The organism is Microcoleus sp. D2_18a_B4, from assembly GCF_036702475.1.
Lineage (GTDB): Bacteria > Cyanobacteriota > Cyanobacteriia > Cyanobacteriales > Microcoleaceae > Microcoleus.
On sequence record NZ_JAUBTL010000014.1, the window covers coordinates 1 to 21,547 of the forward strand.

At 46.7% G+C, this 21,547-nt stretch carries 19 protein-coding genes; 8 read left to right on the forward strand and 11 right to left on the reverse strand.

Going from position 1 to position 21,547, the window contains the following annotated elements; all coding sequences use genetic code 11:
* Positions 1–187: 187 nt before the first annotated feature.
* Together QUB04_RS10735 and QUB04_RS10740 are read right to left on the reverse strand one after the other, a co-directional pair.
* A complete protein-coding gene (locus tag QUB04_RS10735; protein WP_333284013.1) occupies positions 188–2,239 on the reverse strand; it encodes an iron uptake porin in 2,052 nt (683 codons plus the stop codon).
* Between the two features lie 13 nt (positions 2,240–2,252).
* Positions 2,253–2,426 carry a hypothetical protein gene (locus QUB04_RS10740; protein WP_333284016.1) on the reverse strand — a complete coding sequence of 58 codons (174 nt, stop codon included), beginning with the start codon at positions 2,424–2,426 and terminating at the stop codon, positions 2,253–2,255.
* A gap of 565 nt (positions 2,427–2,991) precedes the next feature.
* On the opposite strand from QUB04_RS10740, the gene QUB04_RS10745 reads away from it, so the two are divergent.
* Together QUB04_RS10745 and QUB04_RS10750 are read left to right on the forward strand one after the other, a co-directional pair.
* The gene (locus tag QUB04_RS10745; protein WP_333284018.1) at positions 2,992–3,159 is read left to right on the forward strand and encodes a hypothetical protein; all 168 of its coding nucleotides are present in this window, start codon (positions 2,992–2,994) and stop codon (positions 3,157–3,159) included.
* A 94-nt stretch (positions 3,160–3,253) separates the two neighbouring features.
* Entirely contained in the window at positions 3,254–4,198 is a 945-nt protein-coding gene (locus QUB04_RS10750; RefSeq protein ID WP_333284020.1) for a hypothetical protein, read from the forward strand.
* Positions 4,199–4,395: 197 nt separating this feature from the next.
* Here QUB04_RS10750 and QUB04_RS10755 read toward each other — a convergent pair whose 3' ends face one another.
* Together QUB04_RS10755 and QUB04_RS10760 are read right to left on the reverse strand one after the other, a co-directional pair.
* A complete protein-coding gene (locus QUB04_RS10755; protein WP_333284022.1) occupies positions 4,396–6,480 on the reverse strand; it encodes a hypothetical protein in 2,085 nt (694 codons plus the stop codon).
* A 127-nt stretch (positions 6,481–6,607) separates the two neighbouring features.
* Positions 6,608–8,029, reverse strand: a complete 1,422-nt coding sequence (locus tag QUB04_RS10760) for a CHAT domain-containing protein (RefSeq protein ID WP_333284024.1) — start codon at positions 8,027–8,029, stop codon at positions 6,608–6,610.
* Between the two features lie 1,043 nt (positions 8,030–9,072).
* On the opposite strand from QUB04_RS10760, the gene QUB04_RS10765 reads away from it, so the two are divergent.
* The 4 genes from QUB04_RS10765 to QUB04_RS10780 all read left to right on the forward strand — a co-directional run bounded on the left by QUB04_RS10765 (position 9,073) and on the right by QUB04_RS10780 (position 14,971).
* Entirely contained in the window at positions 9,073–11,073 is a 2,001-nt protein-coding gene (locus QUB04_RS10765; RefSeq protein WP_445301045.1) for an FAD-dependent oxidoreductase, read from the forward strand.
* A 299-nt stretch (positions 11,074–11,372) separates the two neighbouring features.
* Positions 11,373–12,059: a class I SAM-dependent methyltransferase gene (locus QUB04_RS10770; protein ID WP_333284026.1), complete on the forward strand. Its 687-nt coding sequence runs from the start codon at positions 11,373–11,375 to the stop codon at positions 12,057–12,059.
* Entirely contained in the window at positions 12,059–13,129 is a 1,071-nt protein-coding gene (locus QUB04_RS10775; protein ID WP_333284028.1) for an aromatic ring-hydroxylating dioxygenase subunit alpha, read from the forward strand. Before QUB04_RS10770 ends, QUB04_RS10775 begins: the two co-directional genes overlap by 1 nt.
* A 159-nt stretch (positions 13,130–13,288) precedes the next feature.
* On the forward strand, positions 13,289–14,971 hold the full coding sequence (locus QUB04_RS10780; RefSeq protein ID WP_333284030.1) for a DUF262 domain-containing HNH endonuclease family protein: 1,683 nt from the start codon (positions 13,289–13,291) through the stop codon (positions 14,969–14,971).
* Positions 14,972–15,073: 102 nt separating this feature from the next.
* Here QUB04_RS10780 and QUB04_RS10785 read toward each other — a convergent pair whose 3' ends face one another.
* A complete protein-coding gene (locus QUB04_RS10785; protein ID WP_333284032.1) occupies positions 15,074–15,547 on the reverse strand; it encodes a hypothetical protein in 474 nt (157 codons plus the stop codon).
* 154 nt (positions 15,548–15,701) lie between these two features.
* Here QUB04_RS10785 and QUB04_RS10790 point away from each other — a divergent pair, with 154 nt between their 5' ends.
* On the forward strand, positions 15,702–16,046 hold the full coding sequence (locus QUB04_RS10790) for a type II toxin-antitoxin system RelE/ParE family toxin (protein WP_333284034.1): 345 nt from the start codon (positions 15,702–15,704) through the stop codon (positions 16,044–16,046).
* Positions 16,033–16,413 carry a transcriptional regulator gene (locus QUB04_RS10795; protein ID WP_333284036.1) on the forward strand — a complete coding sequence of 127 codons (381 nt, stop codon included), beginning with the start codon at positions 16,033–16,035 and terminating at the stop codon, positions 16,411–16,413. The genes QUB04_RS10790 and QUB04_RS10795 overlap by 14 nt, the downstream gene beginning before the upstream one ends.
* Before the next feature lie 16 nt (positions 16,414–16,429).
* On the opposite strand, the gene coaBC is transcribed toward QUB04_RS10795, so the two are convergent.
* The 6 genes from coaBC to QUB04_RS10825 form a co-directional block, all read right to left on the reverse strand.
* Positions 16,430–17,629 carry a bifunctional phosphopantothenoylcysteine decarboxylase/phosphopantothenate--cysteine ligase CoaBC gene (gene coaBC / locus QUB04_RS10800; protein ID WP_333284038.1) on the reverse strand — a complete coding sequence of 400 codons (1,200 nt, stop codon included), beginning with the start codon at positions 17,627–17,629 and terminating at the stop codon, positions 16,430–16,432.
* Between the two features lie 29 nt (positions 17,630–17,658).
* Positions 17,659–17,802: a hypothetical protein gene (locus QUB04_RS10805; RefSeq protein ID WP_333284040.1), complete on the reverse strand. Its 144-nt coding sequence runs from the start codon at positions 17,800–17,802 to the stop codon at positions 17,659–17,661.
* Positions 17,803–17,933: 131 nt separating this feature from the next.
* A complete protein-coding gene (gene isiD / locus QUB04_RS10810; protein WP_006632739.1) occupies positions 17,934–18,146 on the reverse strand; it encodes a protein IsiD in 213 nt (70 codons plus the stop codon).
* Between the two features lie 45 nt (positions 18,147–18,191).
* Entirely contained in the window at positions 18,192–18,815 is a 624-nt protein-coding gene (locus QUB04_RS10815; RefSeq protein WP_333284198.1) for an alpha/beta hydrolase, read from the reverse strand.
* A 245-nt stretch (positions 18,816–19,060) separates the two neighbouring features.
* Positions 19,061–19,267: a hypothetical protein gene (locus tag QUB04_RS10820; RefSeq protein WP_333284042.1), complete on the reverse strand. Its 207-nt coding sequence runs from the start codon at positions 19,265–19,267 to the stop codon at positions 19,061–19,063.
* Positions 19,258–21,345 carry a CHASE domain-containing protein gene (locus QUB04_RS10825; protein WP_333284044.1) on the reverse strand — a complete coding sequence of 696 codons (2,088 nt, stop codon included), beginning with the start codon at positions 21,343–21,345 and terminating at the stop codon, positions 19,258–19,260. Before QUB04_RS10825 ends, QUB04_RS10820 begins: the two co-directional genes overlap by 10 nt.
* Positions 21,346–21,547: the final 202 nt, after the last annotated feature.

Below are 21,547 nucleotides of genomic sequence, written 5' to 3' on the forward strand. Positions count from 1 at the left end.
ATGACTAATGACTAATGACTAATGACTAATGACTAATGACTAATGACTAATGACTAATGACTAATGACTAATGACTGTTGAAAATCTAAAATCTAAAATCTAAAATCTAAAATCGATCGACTGATGACCAATAAATAAAAGCGGCAGTCGCCTGCCGCTTTTAGCTGTAACTAGATGTCTGGAAACCTTAGAAACTAAAGGTTGTACGGAGGAGTCCTACCCAGATATCGTCGTTTCTGTTGTTGTGTTCGGGATTCATAATCACGTAAACGCCCGGTGTCACTGAGATAAAGTCATTGACTTGGAAGCGATAGAAACCCTCTAAGTGATAAGAGGTGTTGCGGTTTCTGGCGACATCACTCTCGGTAACTTTTGGCGGTACACCGAAGACGAAGCCGAGGACGTTGCCTTGTCGGGCAAAATCTCCCAGGGCCACAGTGATAGCACCATTCTGGATGGTAGCGTCATTGTTGCCGCCCCGCAGTTGTTCAGCCTTCGTATAACCGTACCAACCGCCAATCTGAAAGCGACTGCTGGGTTTGAAGTTAACTTGCACGCCAAAGTTATCTGATGCGGTGGGTGATTGATCGAAGGGCCGGTTAGCCAAGGCACTGCCGACGCCGCCCATGAGGTTAACATCGCCTGCCCGATTGTATTTCCGGGTGTAAGTCAAGCCCAAGTCAAACGGTCTGCTAAAAAAGCCTATCTGACCCAGAGCGCTGAAAGAACCGTTGAAAACGCCCTGGCCGTTTGCAGGGTTGGGAGCGTCGCCGTCGCCCGCCAGATAGCCTGCGGTAGCTCGGAGGCTGCCCAAGTTGAAAGTCACACTTGCGCCTGCTCCCTGCGGGCCGCGGAATACTGCCGGGTTGCGTACTCCAAATCTGGAAAGTGAACCCGAACTCGTAGAGTTACCAAAGGTAGAAGCCTGGTCTGCAATTTCATCTAGGTCAAGTCCTTTAGGACCGACAAAGACTGTACCGGCACCCATCGGGAACCGATAGTACAGTTCGTCTAGTGTGAATTGGCTGCCATCATCGCCGTCAAAGGCCAAGCGAGCCATGTTGGTACCGGTAGCCGTGGCTCTATCGTAGCGGGCGGTGTTGACTGCTTGCAAGCGAGTTCTGAGTAAGTCTCGACCGGTGAAGCTGGTGTTGAAGTTCAACCGCACCCGGTAGCCGAAGTTGGTGACTGTTCTATCGTCCTCAAGGTTGATACCATCTCCGACGAAGGTGTCGCTGACGGCAAAAATGGCTTCTCCAGCCAATTTGGTGGTGGTGGAGAACTGGTTGGCTTCGAGTTCTGCGGTGCGAGCTTCTAGGCCGTCTACTCGTCCGCGCAGGGTAGCGAGTTCGGCTGCAAATTCTTCTTGCAGGCGTTGCAGGATGGCTAAGTCGTCTCGGGTAACCAAGTTACCTGTTGACCCAATTAGTTTGGTTATGTTGTCTAAGCAAGCGTTGACGCCGGCTGCAAATTCGTAGCGAGTCAGGGCGCGGTTGCCGCGGAAGGTGCCGTCGGGATAACCTACGATACAACTGTAGCGTTCGACTAGGGATTGCAGGGCTTGGAATGCCCAATCTGTCGGCCGCACGTCGGAGAGCTGAGAGACTGATGTCACCTGGGACATGGTTCCCGACTTTTGGGCCGGCAGCGCTTGGGGAGCGACAGGGACGATAGGGCCGCCCATTCCGGCGGCTGGTGTTTGAGCAATTTCTACCTTAGTAGCTGGGGTGCTGGCTACTGCTGGCACTTCAATTTTCCCAGCAACTTCTGTCTGGCTGCTTTGCACTGCCAAGTCTGATGCTTGGGGCGAGGATTCGGCAGTGCCTGCTGCTGCTAGGGGTTCAGTCGCTGCTGCTGCGCTGGCCGGAGCGATTGGGGCTGCTAACTCGATGTCGCTCCCTGTTGTTTGCAGTGTTGTTTGCAGTCCTGCTTCGCTGGTTTGTGGTTCGATTAAGGCGAGTTTTTCAGCATCTGCTTCGTTAACGACCGGGGTTGGGGCCGCTTCGACGCTGCTGTTTAAAGCCAGCTTTTCTGGGGCAGCAGGGGCTGCTGCAACTGGTTCTGCAACTATTTCTCCAACTATTTCTGCAATTTTTGACTCAGATGACTGAGCTGTAGCTAGCTGGTTGGCTTCAGCGGTTGCGGTCACTTCTGCGGCGATCGCAGTGGCACTCATGACTGATGATAGCCCCAGAATTGCCGGGGATACTAGCAGTAAATTCCAAAAAGTTCTGTTCATTTTCCTCACACCTTCACACTCTATTCAACTCGACGAGCAGCAATTCCCAACTGCTAATTTTTGTGGTTGCTTGCCTGTTGACAATAACTGCCAAAAAAATAGAACCTATCCATAACTGTTGATTCACAGTAGGCGTGTCTACTTCTGCTTGAACGTAGCGGGCCGGGCCCTTGTACCGCCCAGGCATCAATTCAGGTCAAGCCCACATTACCTTACGGCTGATTATACCATCACCTGCTAATTTCATCTCTCGATCGCCAGATTTGCTTGAGTTGCTCTGCAGGCGATCGACAACTGCTTATACGGGATCGACCACAATCTGCCTCTAACTGACAACTGCCCAGAGTCCTCGGTTACACCAGACTTAACAGACAGTTATAGGTAGGATTGTGGATTCTTGTCGCATTCCTTATACAGCTTTCTATCCTCTTATGTCAAGCTTTTTAACCTAACTTTAAACGTTGTGGCCCGGAGGGGGCTATTTCCCGCCAGGAGTCGGGAACTGAGGGATCGAGGATGGTAAATTTACCTCGTCCGAACCCAATTTCAGACTTGACCAATTTTGGTTTTCTGAGGTTCCCAGCAGTCGGGACTTGCCACGGCGATCGCCATTTTTGATACCGCCCGTCGCCCGGTTTAATTTCCCGCTATTTTAACACAACTTTTTTGTTGTTTGAGTGCCACTGAACTGGTGGTGCTTGACCCGCTGTTGGCGCAAGGAAAGCTCAGTGGCTTGACAGACCACTAGATCCATGATTCCTAGAGGTTTTAACGATGTTTTTGCCTACGGACGATCGCAGGAGTTTAGTGCTAAGCTGGCTAAAATGCCAAACTCAAAAATAGAGCTGCTGTCAGAACAAAAAACCGAAACGCTGTGGGTGGGCAAGTTATACCATTTTCGATTTTCGATTTTCGATTAAAGAATTGGAAATAACTGATGACATACAAGTTGGAAACACGGGCCTACACTTGCATTATTTTGGGTAAGTGGTATTAGTAAAAGAGTGAGGGTTTATGGAAGATTTTGGTATTATTATTGCCTGCTGCGACCAAGATTATCTGTTTGCTAAGGGTTGCTGTGCTAGCATCCGATATTTCCTGGGAGATGTGCCGATTTGTCTGTTGATTGACGGTACGTTTTCTGTGAGTGCTTTGGAAAAGTCCTACGGGGTGCGAGTGATCGATCGCACAACCGTTTCTGAAGAAGTTCTCAGAAAAAGAAGTTTTGGTTGGGGCAAAACTAAAATGATTGCTTTCTGGGAAAGTCCTTGGTCAAATTTTATGGTTTTGGATGCCGATACGATCGTCTGGGGCGATGTTCTCAAGTTGGCTAATTTTCAAGACTTTGATTTTATTGTAGACAAGCCTTGTTACGATTACCCGGATGCGGATGTTTCGGAGTTTTTCTTTGACATTCCGGGCGTTGAGAAGCATTTCCCAAATTTTCGTTGGTCGGAATCGCGATCGAACTATTTCTGCACGGGTACTTTCTTTGCTAAACGCGGCGTTTTTAGCTTGGAAGAATACGTGGAAATTTTAGATTTTACGGCGGCAAATCCGGGGATATTTAAGTACGGAGAAATGGGGTTTTTGAACTTTATGATTTTCCGGGCGGCACAAGAAAATCGACTGCGGGTGCAGAATGTGGATATGCAGTTGTTGGTGCCGGATTTTGACCAGGATTTGCTGAGAAAGCGGTTTCCGGTTGAGTCAAGCGGGCCTGCGGGCGATCGCACTCAGGCGACTGTGATTCACTGGTGCGGGCCGAAGCCAACTTTATCTAGTGGGAAAGTTTACTCGGAACCGATGAATTTTTGCCGCCGCAAGTGTCAGGAGGATGTTTGGAACCGCACGGGTTTGGCTGCAGATATGTCGCTGCAAGTTGAGGATTTACAGCGATCGATCTACGTGTATAAGAATAAGTTTAAGAAGAAGTTTCGGCAGTTGGCCCGGAAGTAAGGAATGAGAATTAAATAACTTACAATGCGTGATGGTTCTTGTGGGATGGGCGTCCCGCCCGTCCAGAAAGGGCGGGCTCTTAGGCCCAACCCCTACTCCCCACTTTCAAGAGTGTAAATTATTTAATTCGCGATCCTAAGTAGGATTTTTTAACCGCAGATGTCAGCGGATGAACGGGGATGCACGCGGATTTCGGCTTACCCTTCGAGGGGCAAACTTGGCCCGGCTGGGGGTAAAACTTGGCGGTGAACGCTTATTTTGTGGCTTTCCCGCTGAGTTTGCATTTCGACGGCGATCGCCTCAAATTCGACTTCCATGCAGCCGTAGGGAATCTCTAACTCGACACTTGCTCTAACATTTCCAAACCCGTTAGCTTTAAATTCGCTAATCCAGCGCGGGCCGTCGAGAATCAGGTAGGTTTGCCGATCGTACACCCAAACTTTCACATAAATCCGGGGCATTAATTCCGGGAGTTGCACTTGCACTTTTACAGCCTGGCCCGCGATGATTTCGGCGCGCGGCAATTCCAAAATGGGCATCGGTACTAACTCGTCTTCTGGCAAAACGTAGGGAGTTGGGGGAGTGTCTTCTGCGACGACAGTTGCGGTTTTTTGAGCAACTTGTTTCGGCTGCGGGGGCTCGTCAAAAACCACAAATTCTCTGGCTTCCGGGCTAGTAGATTTGGGATCGGAAATTGTTTCGCTGGTTTCGGGTTGCTGCTGGGTTGCGCTGCTTTCTTCCACAACGGCAATTTCGTCGCTGCTATTGGCGGCGGCTTTTGCAGTTGGTGACAGGGTGGTTGCTTTGAGCCATTCGGGGGATTCGCCGTTGCTGGCTAAGGAACTCAGTCGCGACCAAAATCTATTTTGGACGTTTAAGGTTTGAAATGCCTGTTTTGTGGGTGCTGGCGGGGTTTCTGGGGCTTTTGTTTCTGGTTGGGGGCTGTTTTCGGGTTTTTGGTCGATCGCTCCGATTTCGGCTGTTTGAGTGGGATTTGGGAGGTCTAAAGGTTTGGTTTGTGGGTCGATCGACTCTGCGGCAGTTTGAGGCGAATTGGATATTTCCGAGAGCAATTGCGATCGGCTGCTGTCGGGCAGTTTGTTACCGAATGCGGGCAATTCTAGACCGCCTGCACTTGGGGTGTGACGCGAAGCCAGTAGAGGGGGTAGGGCTTCAGTGGTTGGGACTTCGGCGGGGGAGGGAGGGTCTAAGGATTTTTCTACTAGCTTGAGGAAGGATATATTTTTGGCGCTTCCAGACGGTTTTGAGGCTGTTGGGGAGGGTTCGGCTTGATGCTTTTCTTCGATGAAATTGTCTTTAATTTCCTGTAGAAGGTGCTCTAAACGGGCTGTAATTGTGAATAGTTTGGTGGCTAGGGTGACGCCGCCGCTGCTGAGAATTGCTTCTCCTAAAATTAGGCGGCTTTTACACTCGGTTGGGATGTAAGTGACGCAGGCAAAGATGCAGGGGGGAACTTGTTCTGGCATCGGCTGCTGGATTTCTGCGAGAATTTTTGAGGTTTGGGGGTCGCGCAGGTAAATGTGCAGTTGTGCTGAACCGATGAGTTGTTTGAGTTCGATCGCTTCGGATTCGGGGATGAGAGTTGCTGTTTTTCTGCTTGGTTGGGGGTGTTGGGGAATGTCGATTTTGCCGGAAATGATTAAGGGGCGACCGAGTTGGGTGACGAAGGTTTCTCGATCGAGGACGAGTTCGAGTTTGACGCCCGGTTTGGGTTCGGGGGTTTGGGGAATAGGAAATTGGTAGATTTTGGTCTGCTGCGGTGCTGAATCGGCTGCTGGGATTTGGGTTGGTGCGGGGCTATCGACCGGGGAAGGGATTTGTGGGGCTGCGCGATCGACCGGGGAAGCGATTTGTGGGGCTGCGGTGGAAGCAGCGGGTTCGAGGTCGATCGGCGGTAGGGGTTCGCAGGTTTCCGATTCTGCGGGCAATACTTCCAACTGAACGCCGTACTGCCAAGGTTTTAGTGGTGTTGATTTGGGATCTGGCAAGCAGGAGAGTTCCCACAGTCCGGGTTTGAGCCTGGTGTAGGGAATGATCACGACTAATCCTTCGGGGTTGGTGCGGGCCGATCGGCTTTGGACTTTCCGCTGCGCCCCTGGGTCGAAGGAGGTATGGGTAACGCGAATTTCGATGTCGGTGTTGGGGTGCTGAATGCGAGCAACCACGCGGTATTTACCTTCTAGAATTTCCACGTCGGAGGTTTCTAGGGGCAACCAGGCGCGATCGCCCTCTTTCTGTAGCAAAAATTCTAATTTTTTCATTGTTGTTTCCCCTTGAAGGCTCCCGCTTGATTCGTCACAGGTTGGTGGTGGTTTGTTGAGCGACAGCTACAGATATTAAATTACTTATGTTTTATAGCCTATCACCTGTGTCGGTCAAGAGGCCCACTTACCAAGGACTGCCGATAATGCTGAATGCTGCCCAATAATACGGATGGGATAAATCTTTGCTGTCGAGTTTGGGGATGGACGGGGGCAAGGGAGTGTCCCCTCGCGCACTTCGCAGTTGACCGCCTTCGATCGTTACTTTGCCTTCGATCGCGGCAATTTGTGCTTGCCGCATTGCTTCAGCTTTAATGATTGGAGGGTCGTTTGGCCTGCGGATTTTTAACTGCTGGTAAAACTCTGTCATCAAGGCGAGAGTCCCCGCATCGCTGACGTACCACAAGCTGGCGAGGGCTGATTTTGCGCCTGATTGCAGTGCTAAACCTGCAAATCCGAGTTCTGCTTCTTTGTCTCCCAAGGCGGTTCTACAGGCGCTTAATACTAATAGTTCGAGGGGCGGATTGTTCCATTTTAAATCTCTCATTTGATCGAGACCCAGTTGGGTGTCCCAAAATTGAATGTAGGAGTTATTTGGGATTCCGGGGCGGAATTCGGCGTGGGTGGCGAGGTGGATGATTCCGTATTTTTGTTGCAGTCGCTGGGATTGCAAGTTTACTATGGTGAAGTCTTGGTTGAGAAAGGATTGACCGGGCCACTGTCGGGCGATCGCGCTTAGTTCTAATGGCACTGCTGGTAGCGGTTCTTTGTTCGCCGTTTCTGCGAAATCTGATGCTCCCATTGCTAGGACTTGCACGTTTCTGAGGTCGGCGTAATTGATGTCTGTGAGTTTGAAGGCGGGGATGCGGGAGAGGCTGTATTTTTGGATCAGAAATTGCTTTCCGTCGTGCATTGCTGCTAGGGGTACGGTTCGCAAACCTGCGCCGACGCAGAACAGCAAGGTTTCAATTTTTGCTGTTTGCAAATCTGTTTCTAGGGGGGCAATTATCCATTTGTAGAGTTGTTGGGCTGGTGCGAGATAGCTGGTGGTGTTGAGTTTTACGGGGTTGGTGATTTCGCTGCCGAATTCTTGGACTACTGAGAGCAGTTTCTCTTGTTTTGCTTCGGGGACGCTGCGGTGAATGGGCGGGCGATCGGGCAATATTAAGATTAATTCTAGTTGGTCGGTGCGCGGGATAGCGTAAATTAAGGCGGGTTTTTTCTTGGTTTGAACTGCTAGGCGGGAGAGAGTTTTTGATATTGCTTCGGCGGTTTTCGCACGGGCTGCAAAGTCTTGTTCAAAGTATTTTTGATAGTCTTGTTCCCAGTTTTGTTCGATTCTGGTTACGGCTTCGGTGAGGTTGCCCCGATCGAGCAAATTTCTCATTTCTTGCCCGTTAAGCCCGCCCTGGCCTGTGTTTTGGGCAATTGTAGCGAGGTTCGCGGTACTCCAGCAGAAAAATATTGCTGTCAAACAGTAAAAAATAGCTTTTTTAATTTTTTTCTGAGTCGTGTGTTTTTGGCGTTGCTGCTGGGATTGGTAGTGCATGATTTTGGGGCGGTTAAGGGCGCCGTTGGTGGCAGCAGTTGGCAAAAGTTGGGATGTGGGTGGGAATTTTGACCGAAAGCATCCAGGATACAAACCCCCGGATTCATTCGTCCAGAAATAAAAAACCTGTATCCGATGAAACTTGCCGAACGTATTTATCCGTGGGGTCAATGCTTCAATCTAAAATCTAAAATCTAAAATCTAAAATCGATTGACTGTGCTGGCGATCGCCGCACGATTATAGCATTCAAGACCAATCCCAAATATCTATCGCAGGGTGTGGATACCAGCAGCAACATAGGCCCCACGCCAAGAAATTCGCGATTTATGTAAAAGTTTGTAAATTATGCTGGGGTTTTGCATAAACAGGGCTTACGCAAAAAACTGAGATGTTGCACCATTCTCAATAATCCTTTTATGAACAGGCATCTTGCCTGTTCCACAAAAAATTCATCTTTTGTGGAACGGGCCGAAGAGCCCGTTCTTAAGAATGGTGCAAGATGTGAGTTTAACCGGCATTAGCTATACGGGCGTCTTTTAATTTTTGCTGCACATCCGCACTTCTCAGGTTGAATCGAGTTTTGTCTTGGTATTAAGTGAGGAATACCCTGCATCGATCGCCGATATATTGAGTGACCTCAGTAGATATATTATCTGTATTTACTTATTTTAAAATAGTTATATTTTTCGCCCCAACTTACTTAAAGCTCGACTGGTTAATTGTTTTGCCTCGGATATCGGCCAGGTTATTTCGTACAATTCGCCAAGACTGCTTTTCGCCTAAAAATTTGCCTGAAAACCAGCTAGTTTTTAAACATCATTGGTGGCGGTTGCCAAGAGTTGAGCAACATAAATAAAAACCATTAATTATTTAGATGATTTTACGCTAGGCGGGCGATCGCTTTTTTCTTCTTTTCTTCTAAATAAGTAAAGCCTTCTTCCTTCTGCTATACATTGTGTGCGATCGAACCGTGCCAAGTGCGATCCGATTGGGGGATGTGTCTTAGTATTTCTTCACATATCCTGATTTCGGTCTATGATATATGCCTTATGGCGTATTTGTGTTTAAAGCCCGTTATCGCGTACCGCTGATGAGTCAATCAACCAATCCACCGCTATCCCAACCAGTTTCTCGAAGAACCGCCCTCAAATTCCTCGGAGTCGGTGCCGCAGGCGGGCTGGTGGGCTACTCTCGATTTTCCAAGCCAGAGCCCGCCGTTTTTGTGCAAGATTCTATTGACTTGCCGCGAATGCTGAATCAGCGCAAAACCGTTGCAGTTGTAGGCGGAGGCTTGGCCGGGCTCGCCTGTGCTTACGAGCTCAGTCAGCGGGGTTTCGCCGTGACGCTGCTGGACAAATCGCCCCAACTCGGCGGTAAAATTGCTAGTTGGCCGATACAAGTCGGGAACGAAACTTTTATGATGGAACACGGTTTCCACGGTTTTTTTCCGCAATACTACAACCTCAAAAGTGTGGTTGAAGAACTAGAAATTACCGATAACTTTATATCTTTAGAATCCTACGCCGTTGTGTTTCGAGACGGCAAATACAAACCCGAAGTTTTCCGTCCCAACCATTCAGCTTTCCCCTGGAATATAGTTGACTTGGGGATATCTTCTCCCAATCGGCTAAAATGGGGAATCAATCTTACAAAACCCGCTCACTGGCAAGTATTTCGAGAAATCGGCGGTTTTCAAACTCAAAAAACTTTCGATCGCCTCGACAATATATCAGTTGCGGACTGGGTAAAAGGTGAATTTCCGCGCGGACTTTATGACTTGTATTTTCTGCCTTTTGCCAAGTCCAGCCTCAACGCTCCAGACGAATTGAGCGCGGGAGAATTAATGCAATTTTTCCACTTTTACTTTTTCGGAAATCCAGAGGGTTTGGCCTTCAACGGTACGCGGCAAGATATGGGCACGAGTTTGGTGCAGCCTATTGCCAGAGCCATTGAAAGCAAAGGCGGCAAAGTATTGACAGATGTCGCAGTCAGTGAAATTCGCTGGGAAAACGGCAAGATTGATTCTCTGAGTTATCAGTCAGGAGACGTGCAAAGTAAAATACCTTTTTGGGTGAAGCGAAACGCGCTGTTAACTGACAGCAACTCTACCGAATATTTCGGCGGTGGGGACAGCGTATTTGCCGCCGCACCGTCGGGAAAAGAGGCAATTTCTCTGAGCTGTACTCACCAAGGCTGCACAGTTCAGAAACAAAACGACGGTCAATTTCACTGTCCTTGTCACGGGGCAGTTTTTGATGCCGAAGGGCGGGTTGTGAGCGGGCCTGCTCAGCGGGATTTGCCTCGATTTAAGGTAGTCGATGAAAAAGCAGATGAAATACAGTTAGCCGCAAAAGTTAACCAATCGCAGCCGCAAAATTTGGGAGAAACATTGAAGGCTGATTATTATGTTTTGGCGGCAGATGTTCCGGGAATGCAGCATTTGTTTAGTTTAGCTAGCGGTGAGGTGAATCCGCAGGTGCAGAGCCGGATCGAGAGTTTGAAAATAGCCGATCCGTTTGCGGTGGGTCGTTTTTGGTTCGATCGCGAATTTCCCTGGGAGCACAGCAATTTCAGTTCGCTTTCCGGCTACAAACTGACTGACAGCATTACGCTTTACCACAAAATTCAGGATCAGTTCATCGAGTGGAATCAGAAAACTGGCGGTAGTGTAGTGGAACTGCACGCTTATTGTTACAAGGAGAAGGAATTTCCAAACCAGGAAGTTTTGCTGGCTACTTTTGAGCAAGAATTGTACGAAATTGTACCGGAATTAAAAGAGGCAAATATGCTGCACCGGGAATTGGTAAATCAAAAGAATTTCTCAGGATATCCGCCCGGTAGTTATGCGGAAAGACCGGAGACTTGCTGCGCTGTTCCGAATCTTTTGTTTGCGGGAGATTGGGTGAAAATGCCGTTTCCGTGCGGTTTAATGGAAAGGGCGGTTAGCAGCGGTTTGTTGGCAGCTAATGCTATTTTATCTCAGGAGGGTTTGCAGAGGCGATCGCTCTTGACGGTGAATCCCGAAGGCGTGTTAAAAATCTAAGGTTTGCAGTGGGGCGGGTTTTATAAATCGTCAATTATCGGCTGCTATCCTCGGTGAAGCCCGCCCCCTGTCATACCCTTTTAGATTTTAGATTAGAGATTTGAAGAAATGGGAATGACTGATTTAATAAGGGTTTAGAGGTTTCCTACACTTGCATTCTTTTTTTAAGATGAGTTACGGTTTGTGGGGGTGGTTTCCTTGACTAGAAAAGGCAGAGCTTGCGAACAAAAAAAATATCTGCGTTAAGCGGGGTGGATATGCGGTTAAAATATTATTGAATGAGTATAAAGCAATAATAGATGCTAAATAGTAACTGCAAAATTCGCAATAAATCTGTAACCTTTGATGCTTTTGCAACAGAATACGATTTCGCCGCCACCTTGCAAAACCAGAACGATTTCTTTACTAAAAATCTATCGACCAGCAAAGGTGCAGTATTAGATATTGGCTGCGGTTCGGGAATTCTGGCTTTTGAATTAGCCCAGTATTACGATAATGTTGTCGCCGTCGATTTGTCAGCAAAAATGCTAGATATAGCCCGTCAAAAACGCTCAGCCCCCAATATCGAATACATCCAAATGGATGCCAGTCAATTAGCGCTCGATCGCCAATTTGATTTAATAGTTAGTGCTGCTACTTTTCACCACCTGCCCAACCTCCCCGCCGCCCTCGACGCAATTAAAAAATTGTTAAATCCGCACGGAAAAATCGTGTTTTTAGATAATATATCAGAAGTCGAGACTCCGGCTACAATAGGCTACATATTAGGTGCTGCGAGAGATTTTAGACTCGACTGTTCCACCTACGGATTTCGCAATGCTTTAAGATTATTAAAATTTCGATTGTCGCCAGGGTGGTTGAAGCATTTAGCTAGCGATAGGTATTTGTCAGAACGGAAATTTAGAAAAATTTACGGTCGTTGCTTTCCCGGCTGTTATTTTGTAAAATTGGGTTGTTTTATGGGCGTAATTTGGGAACATTTGTAATGCAAAACAACGCGATAAAATCGGAATCTGCAAGGGGAGAAAAAACTCACATCCGCGAGTTGGGCATTAATCTCGATCGCTGGTATGCGATCGCCCGCAGCACCGAGGTGCAAACTCAGCCGCTAGCTGCGAAAATCTGGAATCGGGCGATCGTACTTTTCCGCGACAGTGCAGGCAAAATCAACGCTTTAGAAGATAGATGTCCGCACCGGCAAGTTAAACTCAGCCACGGTCAAGTTAAAGGCGATTTAATCGAATGTGCTTACCACGGATGGCGGTTAAATGCAAGGGGAGAATGTGCAGAAGTCGATTATTTAGCAGAAAATCAAAAGCTACCTAACTGCAAAATTCGATCCTATCCAGTCAAGGAACAAAACGGTTTTATCTGGCTGTTTCCCGGCGACGAAACGCAAGCCGATAAAATAGATTTATTGGATTTGCCCGAGTGGGAACATCTCAATTATATTGCCACTGTTTCAGTCATCGACTGTCAGGCACACTATTCATTTTTAATTGAAAACTTGATGGATATGTACCACGGGCACTTGCACGATGATTGGCAAGCTTGGGCAAATCCCGTGTTAGATACTTTAGACGAAAATGAGCATCAAGTAACTGCTCGCTATCAAGCACAAAGTTATTACAAAATAGATAAAATTTGGTCAATTTCTCAGTTATTTTTTAAATCTCTGCGCCGACTGCACCCGGAACCGCTAGAGGTGAGCTATATTTACCCGCACTGGGTTTCAACTTTGGGAAGCGACTTTAAGATTTACTGCTTGGTTTGTCCGGTCAGTGAGACAGCAACTCGCGCTTATTTAATTCATTTTACCTCATTAAATGCGTTTTGGCGGCTGCACAAATTGCCTGTTTGGTTTCGCAAGTTTATCAAAGATAGTTGTTTCGGTGCTGCTCAAAAGTTATTAGATGGTTTGGTGCGGCAGGATGTGTTAATGATTGAAGAAGAACAGCAGGCTTTTTTGCAGAATTCAGAAAGAAAAAGTTATGAATTAAATCGGGCTTTAGCCAGCGTGCAAAAGTTGATGAGAAGTCAGGCGGAAAATGGATAATTCAGGATTAGATTGAAGCCTGCGGCGGGACGAATGAAACCAGCCTGCACAGGCTAAGATGAGAGTTCGCCTTTCCAAGCTTGATCATGGTATTCTAGCAACAGGGAAAATTGACTTTCGGGAAGCAATTACCAACCACACCTAACACAGGAACCAAGCATGAACCGTGTCAGCATCAAGGGTGAGGAACACCCCATTAGGAAAATCTTTAGCGATGACTTTATGTTTACCATTCCCCTCTACCAGCGTCCCTATGCTTGGACAAATGAGCAAGCTGGAGAACTGCTGGAAGACCTCCTAACATCATTGGGAGATGGTAACGACACGATTGATAAACTCAACCCGTACTTTCTAGGCAGCATTGTTTTGATCAAATCTGGGCCGCCAGAGGCTGAAATTGTAGATGGTCAGCAACGTCTAACAACTCTCAGCATACTACTAGCTGCTCTCAGAGCATCATTGCCAACAGAACACGCCAATGACTTGACCACTTATCTATACCAAAGAGGCAGCTTAATCGCGGGTATAGATAATCGTTACCGTCTGACTTTGCGCGAGCGAGATGCAGAATTTTTCAAGGAATATATTCAAAATGAAGGTGGTATTAACAAGCTCAAAAACTTGAACAATGCTGAGCTGATGGATAGTCAGAAGCTTATTAAAGAAAATGCACATTTATTCTTGCAACGTTTGCAGACCATCGCCGAATCCCACCGTATACGTCTTGCCCAGTTCCTCATTACCCAGTGCTTCTTGGTAGTGGTTTCTACGCCTGACTTTGACTCTGCGTATCGGATATTTTCTGTGTTGAACAACAGGGGATTGGATCTCTCCATAACTGATATCTTGAAAGCGGAAATTATCGGAAAAATACCCGAAAGCCAACAAGAAAAATATACTATAAAGTGGGAAGATACCGAGGAGAATCTGGGACGCGAGTTATTTAAAGATTTGTTTTCTCATATTCGCATGATTAAGCAAAAGAAAAAACTTAGCAAGAGCGTCCTTAAAGAGTTTCAAGAAAACATCAATCCGGCGGCTGGCTCTCAGCAATTCATTGATGAAATTTTAGCTCCTTATGCTAAGGCTTTTTCGGAAATTCTGAACTTAAGGTATGAAAGCGTTTGGCGTGCAGAGGAAATTAATCAACTATTTAAATGGTTAAATGAAATTGATAATTTTGACTGGATACCACCTGCCATTCTCTACCTATCTCGAAACCCTAATAACCCCGATAACTTGGTGCGTTTTTTTACTGATTTAGACCGCCTAGCCGCAGGTTTAATGATTGTCCGCGCCAATATCAATGAGCGCATTGAACGTTACAGCAGATTGCTTACTGCTATTGAGCAAGAGGAAGATTTATTCAATCCCTATTCACCGCTCCAGTTTACTCCTGAAGAGTCAAACAATATCCTTAGAGTCCTCGATAGTGACCTTTATGTAATTAAAAAAATTCGTCGTTATGTCTTGGTACGCCTAGATGCTGCTCTGTCAGAAGGTGAAGCATCTTACAACTTCTCTAACATTACTGTCGAGCACGTACTTCCCCAAAATCCAGGGGCTAATAGTGAGTGGATGAAGTGGTTTCCTAGTCAGGAAGAGCGCGATCAATATTTACATCGTCTTGGCAACTTAGTTTTGCTATCTTCTGCGAAAAACACTCTGGCACAAAATTATGATTTTGATGTGAAAAAACAGAAGTATTTCACCACTAAAACGGGCGTTTCACCCTTTGTGCTTACTACCCAAGTGCTGCGGGAACAGGAATGGACGCCAGAAGTAATCGCTCGACGACAGAAAGAGCTGATTAATGTTCTCAAGAATCTTTGGCGCTTATAGGATAATTGAATTTGATATCAAATTCCTATTATCTGTCCATCAGCACAAAACCCTCTGCGTCCATCTGCGGTCAAAAAGATCTAAATTTCGCCAGCACCAACTTTACTTTTTAGGTTGCTGCTTCTGGTAAACGTTGACAACTTTATCGGCATAAGTAGCAGTTGCGCCACTTTTGCAAGCTGCGGAGTCCCCTGTCATCCACCAGCAAGCGGCGCGGCGTACAGCGGCTGTTTCATTGTTGCTGCTAGCTTTGTATTCGTCGCGCAGCAAATCGCCCACGATACAGGTAACAATTGATTTGGCTTTTGTCGCGTCGGCCTCAAATTGTTGGGGTGTTAAATCTTGTTTGGTACAGAATTTTGCCCAGCGGGAAATATTGTTCGGTAAAACTTGCCACTGACTGTACATTCCGTCATTTGCGGCTTGTGGCGGGGCGGCTTGTCGCAGCGCTTCTACGAGGGCGGAAACTTGCGCGTCGGTGACTGCTTGCGCTGCTGCTGGAAGTGCTTGCAATCCGAGGCTAATTATCAGGCTGCCGAATAGTAGATTGGTTTTTGCGATCGACTTAAAATTCATTCACAATCCCCTGTTAGATTTAAACTGTGTTTCCTGAAACAAGGTTTACTATTTTGTGGATCGAATACCTCTGTCTTAAGTATGATTTATTTGCCCACTTAATGCACTGTCACCGCACTTACGATAGGAATTGTTAATGAATTAGGATAAAATCATGGAAGTACAAGAGAGGGAAATTCGACGTTACATCCGACCTGATGGCAGAATTCCTTTCTTAGAGTGGTACTACGCCCTACGAGATGGCAAAGCCCAAGTCAAGGTTGATGCAAGGCTTGAGCGAGTTAGTCTCGGCAATCTGGGGGATTATAAGCCAGTAGGAGATGGTGTCTACGAACTCAGGATTAACTACGGCCCTGGCTACCGGATTTATTTTAGACAAATAGGAGCCACAATTGTGCTTCTGCTCTGTAGTGGGGATAAAAGTACCCAAGAACAAGATATTCGCAAAGCGAAGGAGTATTCGGCCGACTATGAAAGAAATGAAAATGCCTACGAGTGATAGCTACCGCGAGTCCCTAATTGAATCTCTCAAAGATGCCGAACACGCTGCTGGTTTTATCGGGGCTATCTTGGAAGAAAAAGACCCTGAACCCGCACTCCTGAGAAATGCCATCAGAAAGGTAATTGAGGCTAAAATCAGGATGAATGCTCTTTCTGATTCAGCAAAAGAACATCACGAAAAACTCGATAAGATGCTGACTGAAAGCGGCGGTTCGGAAATTTACAGTTTGGTAGAATTGCTCGAAGCATTAGGATTTAAACTAGAAATTACTGTCGCAGATACTGAGTTGTCGGTTGACTCGGAATCAACGGATTTGGGGGAATCAGAATTATCGCCCGAACCAGTAGTAATTAATCCCAGTTAATGAGTAAATCGCGACCTCACCCTTCCCTCACAAAATCTAACAACCGGTGAGCCATTTCTAGCTTGCTGCAAGGTGCTATTTCTACTTGCTTCCCGGCGGCATTAATTAATATTGCTTGATTGGTATTGCTGCCAAAACCTGCACCTATTTGATCGATCGGGTTGGCGGCAATTACATCCAGTTTCTTCGATCGCAATTTCTCCAAAGCAGGCTTGACAATATCCCCAGTTTGTGCTGCAAACCCGATTAATTTTTGGTGCGACTGTTTCAATTTTCCCAACTCTGCCACAATATCCGCTACCGGTGCCAAAGGCAAACAATTCGGGAGCGATCGCTTCGGCAATTTTTCACTACTGTACTCAGCCGGCTTCACATCCGCTACCGCCGCAGCCATCACCGTCAAATCCGCCTCGTGAAAGCATTGCAGCATCGCCTGCCGCATTTCTTCTGCACTCGCAACTGCGATCGCCCGCACACCTGAGAGCGGCAATTCGCCAGTTATACTGTGTACCAGCGTCACTGTCGCGCCGCGGTGCTGTGCAGCTTGCGCCAAAGCTATACCCATTTTGCCACTGGAAGGATTGCCGATAAACCGCACCGGATCGAGGTGTTCCCGCGTTCCTCCCGCACTTATTAACACCCGCTTACCCGCTAAATCTCGATCGCCCTTCGCATACAACAGCGATTCAATATGAGGCAAAATCTCATAAGGTTCTGCCATCCGGCCGACACCGGCGCGATCGCACGCCAGCATTCCCGCCCCCGGATTCGCAGCATGATAGCGCCGATAACTCAACACTTCCCGCCAATTGCGCTGCACCGCCGGCTGTTCCCACATATCCGTATTCATCGCCGGTGCCAGCAAAATTGGGCACGTAGAAGCTAAGACAGTATTAGTCAGCAAATTATCAGCAAAACCCCCCGCCAACTTAGCCAAAGTATTAGCTGTCAGGGGAGCAATTACAAAAACTTCCGCCCATTCTCCCAGTTGAATATGCAGGGGGCGCCCGTGACTTGGTTGCCAAAAATCTTTGTCAGTAAAAGCAGGATTGCGGCACAGAGTAGCAAAAGTCAAAGGCGTGACAAACTCGCCGGCCGCATCAGTAAGAATAGCTTTAACTTCCGCTCCAGCTTTCGCTAAAGTGGAAACTACTTCGCAAACTTTATAAGTTGCAATCCCGCCGCTAACCCCGATTAAAATTCGTCTGCCCTTCATGATTTTTGGTAATACAGCAACCTTCGAGGTTATGAGAACTTGATGAATTCCTGAAACCAGTGCGGAGAATTGCCCGATCGCATCTCCTCATTCTTTCTTCCTTCTTCCTTCTTCCTTCTTCCTTCTTCCTTCTTCCTTCTTCCTTCTTCCTTCTTCCTTCTTCCTTCAGCCATAAAAAAGAATCAAGAAAGAAATTAAGATAAAGACAGACTAAAATCCCTCATTCATCTGTTTAATCCGCAACAAAATATGCTGCTAACTTCTTCCTCAATTCCGTCGAAATTTTTGAGCTAGATTTTTCAGTCTATGCTTCGTCGTAGGCTTCCATATCCAGAAGGTGGAGATAAGGTTCAACCAGCTCCGGCCGCTGAAAGGCAAGCGATCGCAACAAATGCCAATCATTCAATCCCTCAAAAGGATCTGTATAATCGTCAACTTCCAAACGGACAGCCAATTCTGCCACGTCCTGAGAAGTAAGTACAGCAATATCGCGCGATGCTTTGGTTAAAGTTTTCATTTTTTTCCCCTGCCCGAGACTTCCGCCATACTATATACTAAACCTTTAATCAGATTTCGACACAGTTTCTAGAACAAAACTTCGCATTACCTCTATAACTTCCGGCAGAATCTCGTGTCCCATGTTAAATTCTCGATACTGCACCGCAGCTCCCCAAGCCGTCAAACTCTCGCGCGATCGTACAGCAGCACTAACAGGCACAATAGTATCTTGAGTACCGTGTACGATTAAAACAGGTGGCAAAACACTCCCAGCAACTGGCGAAATCTGGTGTAAATAACCACTCAGACAAATTAAACCAGCTAAGGGCAAAGTCAATCCCACATCTAGAGTCATGGCTCCGCCTTGAGAAAAACCACCTAAAATCGTGCGAGACAAAGGCACGCCCGTGGTGCTTTCCAAAGACAGCAAAAATTCCCTCAGCAATTGCCGGCTTTCTACCAATCCCTGAGCGTCTTTGGTTTGAAGGTTATACCACGCTTTGCCGCTCGTTACCTGGGGATGGGGAAAGGGGGCATCGGGAAATACAAACTGATAATCCGGCAAATTGAAAAAGGGTGCTAAGGAAGTCAAATCCCGAGCATTAGCACCCCATCCATGTAAAGCGACCATCAAAGCGACAGGTTTGCGATCCGTTGTGGGCGGTATGCTAATAGATTGTAAAGACATCGTAGTTAATAATTGGTAATTTGGCATTGCTACAATTATAAATTGTTACGACTGGTAAAACCCCAGATATTTGTTTTCGGCAATATTCCAGTGGGAATTAGCACGCGCTTGCTAATAACTATAATAGTTGACTGTTGACTGTTGACTGTTGAAAGTAGAGTGTTGAAAGTAGAGTGCGAAATCCGCACCTTTCCCAAGTAGAGTGCGGATAGTTCACCTTTTCTAAATAGGAATTAGGGAGCATCTCATATTTGTAAAAACACTTCTTCTGGCTCCTTCCTTCTTCCTCTTTCCTCCTGCCTCCTGCCTCTTGGCTCCTTTCTTCTTCCTCTTTCCTCCTGCCTCCTGCCTCGTGTCTCCTGCCTCCAAACTCCAATTTCTAGCTTGGCTGCAAAAGTGAGATGCTCCCAGCAAGACTCAGCTAGAAGCGAGATTTCTCCCGCTAATTCCAACTGGCACCTACCGCAGGTAAAACCTTAGAAACAGATTGCTTAGACTGTTGTCGCACCGGCACCTCAATCCAGAATTCAGTTCCCTCTCCCGGAGCCGATACGCACCTGAGCGAACCTTGATGTTTGTCCACTATTTGATAGCAGATAGACAATCCCAAGCCAGTACCTTTGCCTACAGGCTTGGTAGTAAAAAACGGATCAAACAAACGTTTTTTGACATTCTCCGTCATGCCCGTTCCATTGTCAGCGATTCGCACGCATACACAATTAGAACTTAAAAGTTCAGTGCGAATCAGAATAGTAGGTAAAAATGCAGAAGTCGAGGCGTTGTTTTCGAGCCTTTTTTGATTTTCTGCATCAGATAAAACATCAATAGCATTGCTCAAAACATTCATAAATACCTGATTCAATTGTCCCGCCCAGCACTCTACTAATGGCAAATTTCCGTATTCTTTGATGAGTTTAATGCCCGGAAAATCACCTTTTGGTTTCAGCCGACTATCCAAAATCATCAAGGTGCTGTCAATGCCTTGGTGAATGTCAACCGACTTCATTGCAGCTTCATCCAAGCGCGAAAAATTCCGCAGAGAAAGCACGATCTGGCTGATCCGTTCCGCTCCCATATTCATAGATTTTAGGATTTTAGGCAAGTCTTCACTGATAAACTCCAAATCAATATCTTTTAGTTTCGCTTGCACTTCTGGCGTTGGGTTCGGATATTGCTGCTGGTATATTTCCACAAGTTCGAGCAATTCTCTAGTATATGCGCCTGTATGGATCAGGTTGCCAGAGATGAAGTTGACAGGATTGTTAATTTCGTGGGCAACTCCAGCCACCAACTGCCCCAGGCTGGACATTTTTTCAGTTTGGATGAGTTTAAATTGAGCTGCCTGCAAATTTTTTAGTGCCGTTTCTAGTTCAGCGGTGCGCTGTTTTAGTTGAATTGTACGATCGTACACTTGCTGTTCTACTTTTGCAGTACGTTCTAGAGACATCAACAGGTAAATCGTCAAGCTGCCAGTCATCAATAGCCCGATCGCACCAATTGCCAGCGAACCCTGATACGTCCTCATACTGTTGTACCCCTTTCCAGGCAAAACTAGCAGCATCCACTGGCGGTCTGCTACGTTAAATAAGCGAGTGCAAGCACGAGGATTTTGACAGATTTTTCCCCGCAAATTAGTTAACTCTGGCTTTTCGTGTTTTGGGTTATCTATCAACTGCTTAGCTTGTGAGTCGTAGCGCACCAGAAAGCGTTCTTTCTCTATAGCAGAGTTGTCATAGAGGTAAAAATTAATCTTGTCTAAATTTAGCGATTCTAAAGAGGAATCGACCATACTCGTAATCTGAAACAGACCCGCAATAACTCCCATGAGGTTTTGGCGGCCCTTGACCGAGTTATCTGCAGAAGTTGTGCGGCGGGGTACTGGTAGAAATACTTGCAATCCCGGTTGATTGTTGCTGACTAATCTAATTCGCGCGGAAGCGGCTATTTTCCCGGTATTCACCGATTTCTCTAAAGCTGCTTTGCGATCCGGGCTGGAGGCAACATCAAAACCGAGCACTTTGTTATTTTCTTCTAATGCTCCTCTGTAAATAATGGGAAAGTATTCCGATCGCACTTTTGCTTTGACCTGCTTTTTGTCAGGAGTTAGTTCGTAAATTTGAAAAGCCGGAAAATCTTCGGCTCGAATTGTCCGTTCGTAAGCTGTTTTTTGGGCAGCCGGCACGCGCCGAATCCAGTTAACAGAATGTATAGCAGTATTTCGGGCAAGTGCAGGTTGAGTGAATTGCTTAAAATCTTGTCGGGTAACTTCAGTAGATGCCCTGTAGAATCCTTCAAGTGAGTACAGAACTTCTAAATTTTTGTTGATGCTTTGCTGCAAAGTCACATTCAGGCGATCGGCTTGCTGATGAAATTCAGCTTGCATTCGTTGGTTTTCCGAATGCCACACAACGGCTGCGGCTGCCAATGACAAACTTGTCCCTGTGCAAAGAGTCAGCGCTGCTGGAATGTAGCGACGGTGCGACTGTAAACTTTCGGTCAGCGAATTAAACCAATTGCTCGCAACATTCATATTCCCACACCTTCTGCCACCGGAGTGCAATTCGTTTAAGGACTTGTGAAATTCCTTGATAGCACGATCGACAGCGCACAAACGAGATTGTCTAAAAACTTACGATCGCAGCAATAGGACTTACCCTGAGAAACCCAATTTCTACGAAAATATTGGTGTGGTAACGAGAAAGTTGGGAAGAAACCGGGTTTCTTAGGAATAG

Coding starts and splice junctions, on each gene's coding strand:
- QUB04_RS10735 (WP_333284013.1), bottom strand. CDS start 2,239: ATGAACAGAACTTTTTGGAATTTACTGCTAGTATCCCCGGCAATTCTG.
- QUB04_RS10740 (WP_333284016.1), bottom strand. CDS start 2,426: ATGCCTGGGCGGTACAAGGGCCCGGCCCGCTACGTTCAAGCAGAAGTA.
- QUB04_RS10745 (WP_333284018.1), top strand. CDS start 2,992: ATGATTCCTAGAGGTTTTAACGATGTTTTTGCCTACGGACGATCGCAG.
- QUB04_RS10750 (WP_333284020.1), top strand. CDS start 3,254: ATGGAAGATTTTGGTATTATTATTGCCTGCTGCGACCAAGATTATCTG.
- QUB04_RS10755 (WP_333284022.1), bottom strand. CDS start 6,480: ATGAAAAAATTAGAATTTTTGCTACAGAAAGAGGGCGATCGCGCCTGG.
- QUB04_RS10760 (WP_333284024.1), bottom strand. CDS start 8,029: ATGCACTACCAATCCCAGCAGCAACGCCAAAAACACACGACTCAGAAA.
- QUB04_RS10765 (WP_445301045.1), top strand. CDS start 9,073: ATGCCTTATGGCGTATTTGTGTTTAAAGCCCGTTATCGCGTACCGCTG.
- QUB04_RS10770 (WP_333284026.1), top strand. CDS start 11,373: ATGCTAAATAGTAACTGCAAAATTCGCAATAAATCTGTAACCTTTGAT.
- QUB04_RS10775 (WP_333284028.1), top strand. CDS start 12,059: ATGCAAAACAACGCGATAAAATCGGAATCTGCAAGGGGAGAAAAAACT.
- QUB04_RS10780 (WP_333284030.1), top strand. CDS start 13,289: ATGAACCGTGTCAGCATCAAGGGTGAGGAACACCCCATTAGGAAAATC.
- QUB04_RS10785 (WP_333284032.1), bottom strand. CDS start 15,547: ATGAATTTTAAGTCGATCGCAAAAACCAATCTACTATTCGGCAGCCTG.
- QUB04_RS10790 (WP_333284034.1), top strand. CDS start 15,702: ATGGAAGTACAAGAGAGGGAAATTCGACGTTACATCCGACCTGATGGC.
- QUB04_RS10795 (WP_333284036.1), top strand. CDS start 16,033: ATGCCTACGAGTGATAGCTACCGCGAGTCCCTAATTGAATCTCTCAAA.
- coaBC (WP_333284038.1), bottom strand. CDS start 17,629: ATGAAGGGCAGACGAATTTTAATCGGGGTTAGCGGCGGGATTGCAACT.
- QUB04_RS10805 (WP_333284040.1), bottom strand. CDS start 17,802: ATGGCTGAAGGAAGAAGGAAGAAGGAAGAAGGAAGAAGGAAGAAGGAA.
- isiD (WP_006632739.1), bottom strand. CDS start 18,146: ATGAAAACTTTAACCAAAGCATCGCGCGATATTGCTGTACTTACTTCT.
- QUB04_RS10815 (WP_333284198.1), bottom strand. CDS start 18,815: ATGTCTTTACAATCTATTAGCATACCGCCCACAACGGATCGCAAACCT.
- QUB04_RS10825 (WP_333284044.1), bottom strand. CDS start 21,345: ATGAATGTTGCGAGCAATTGGTTTAATTCGCTGACCGAAAGTTTACAG.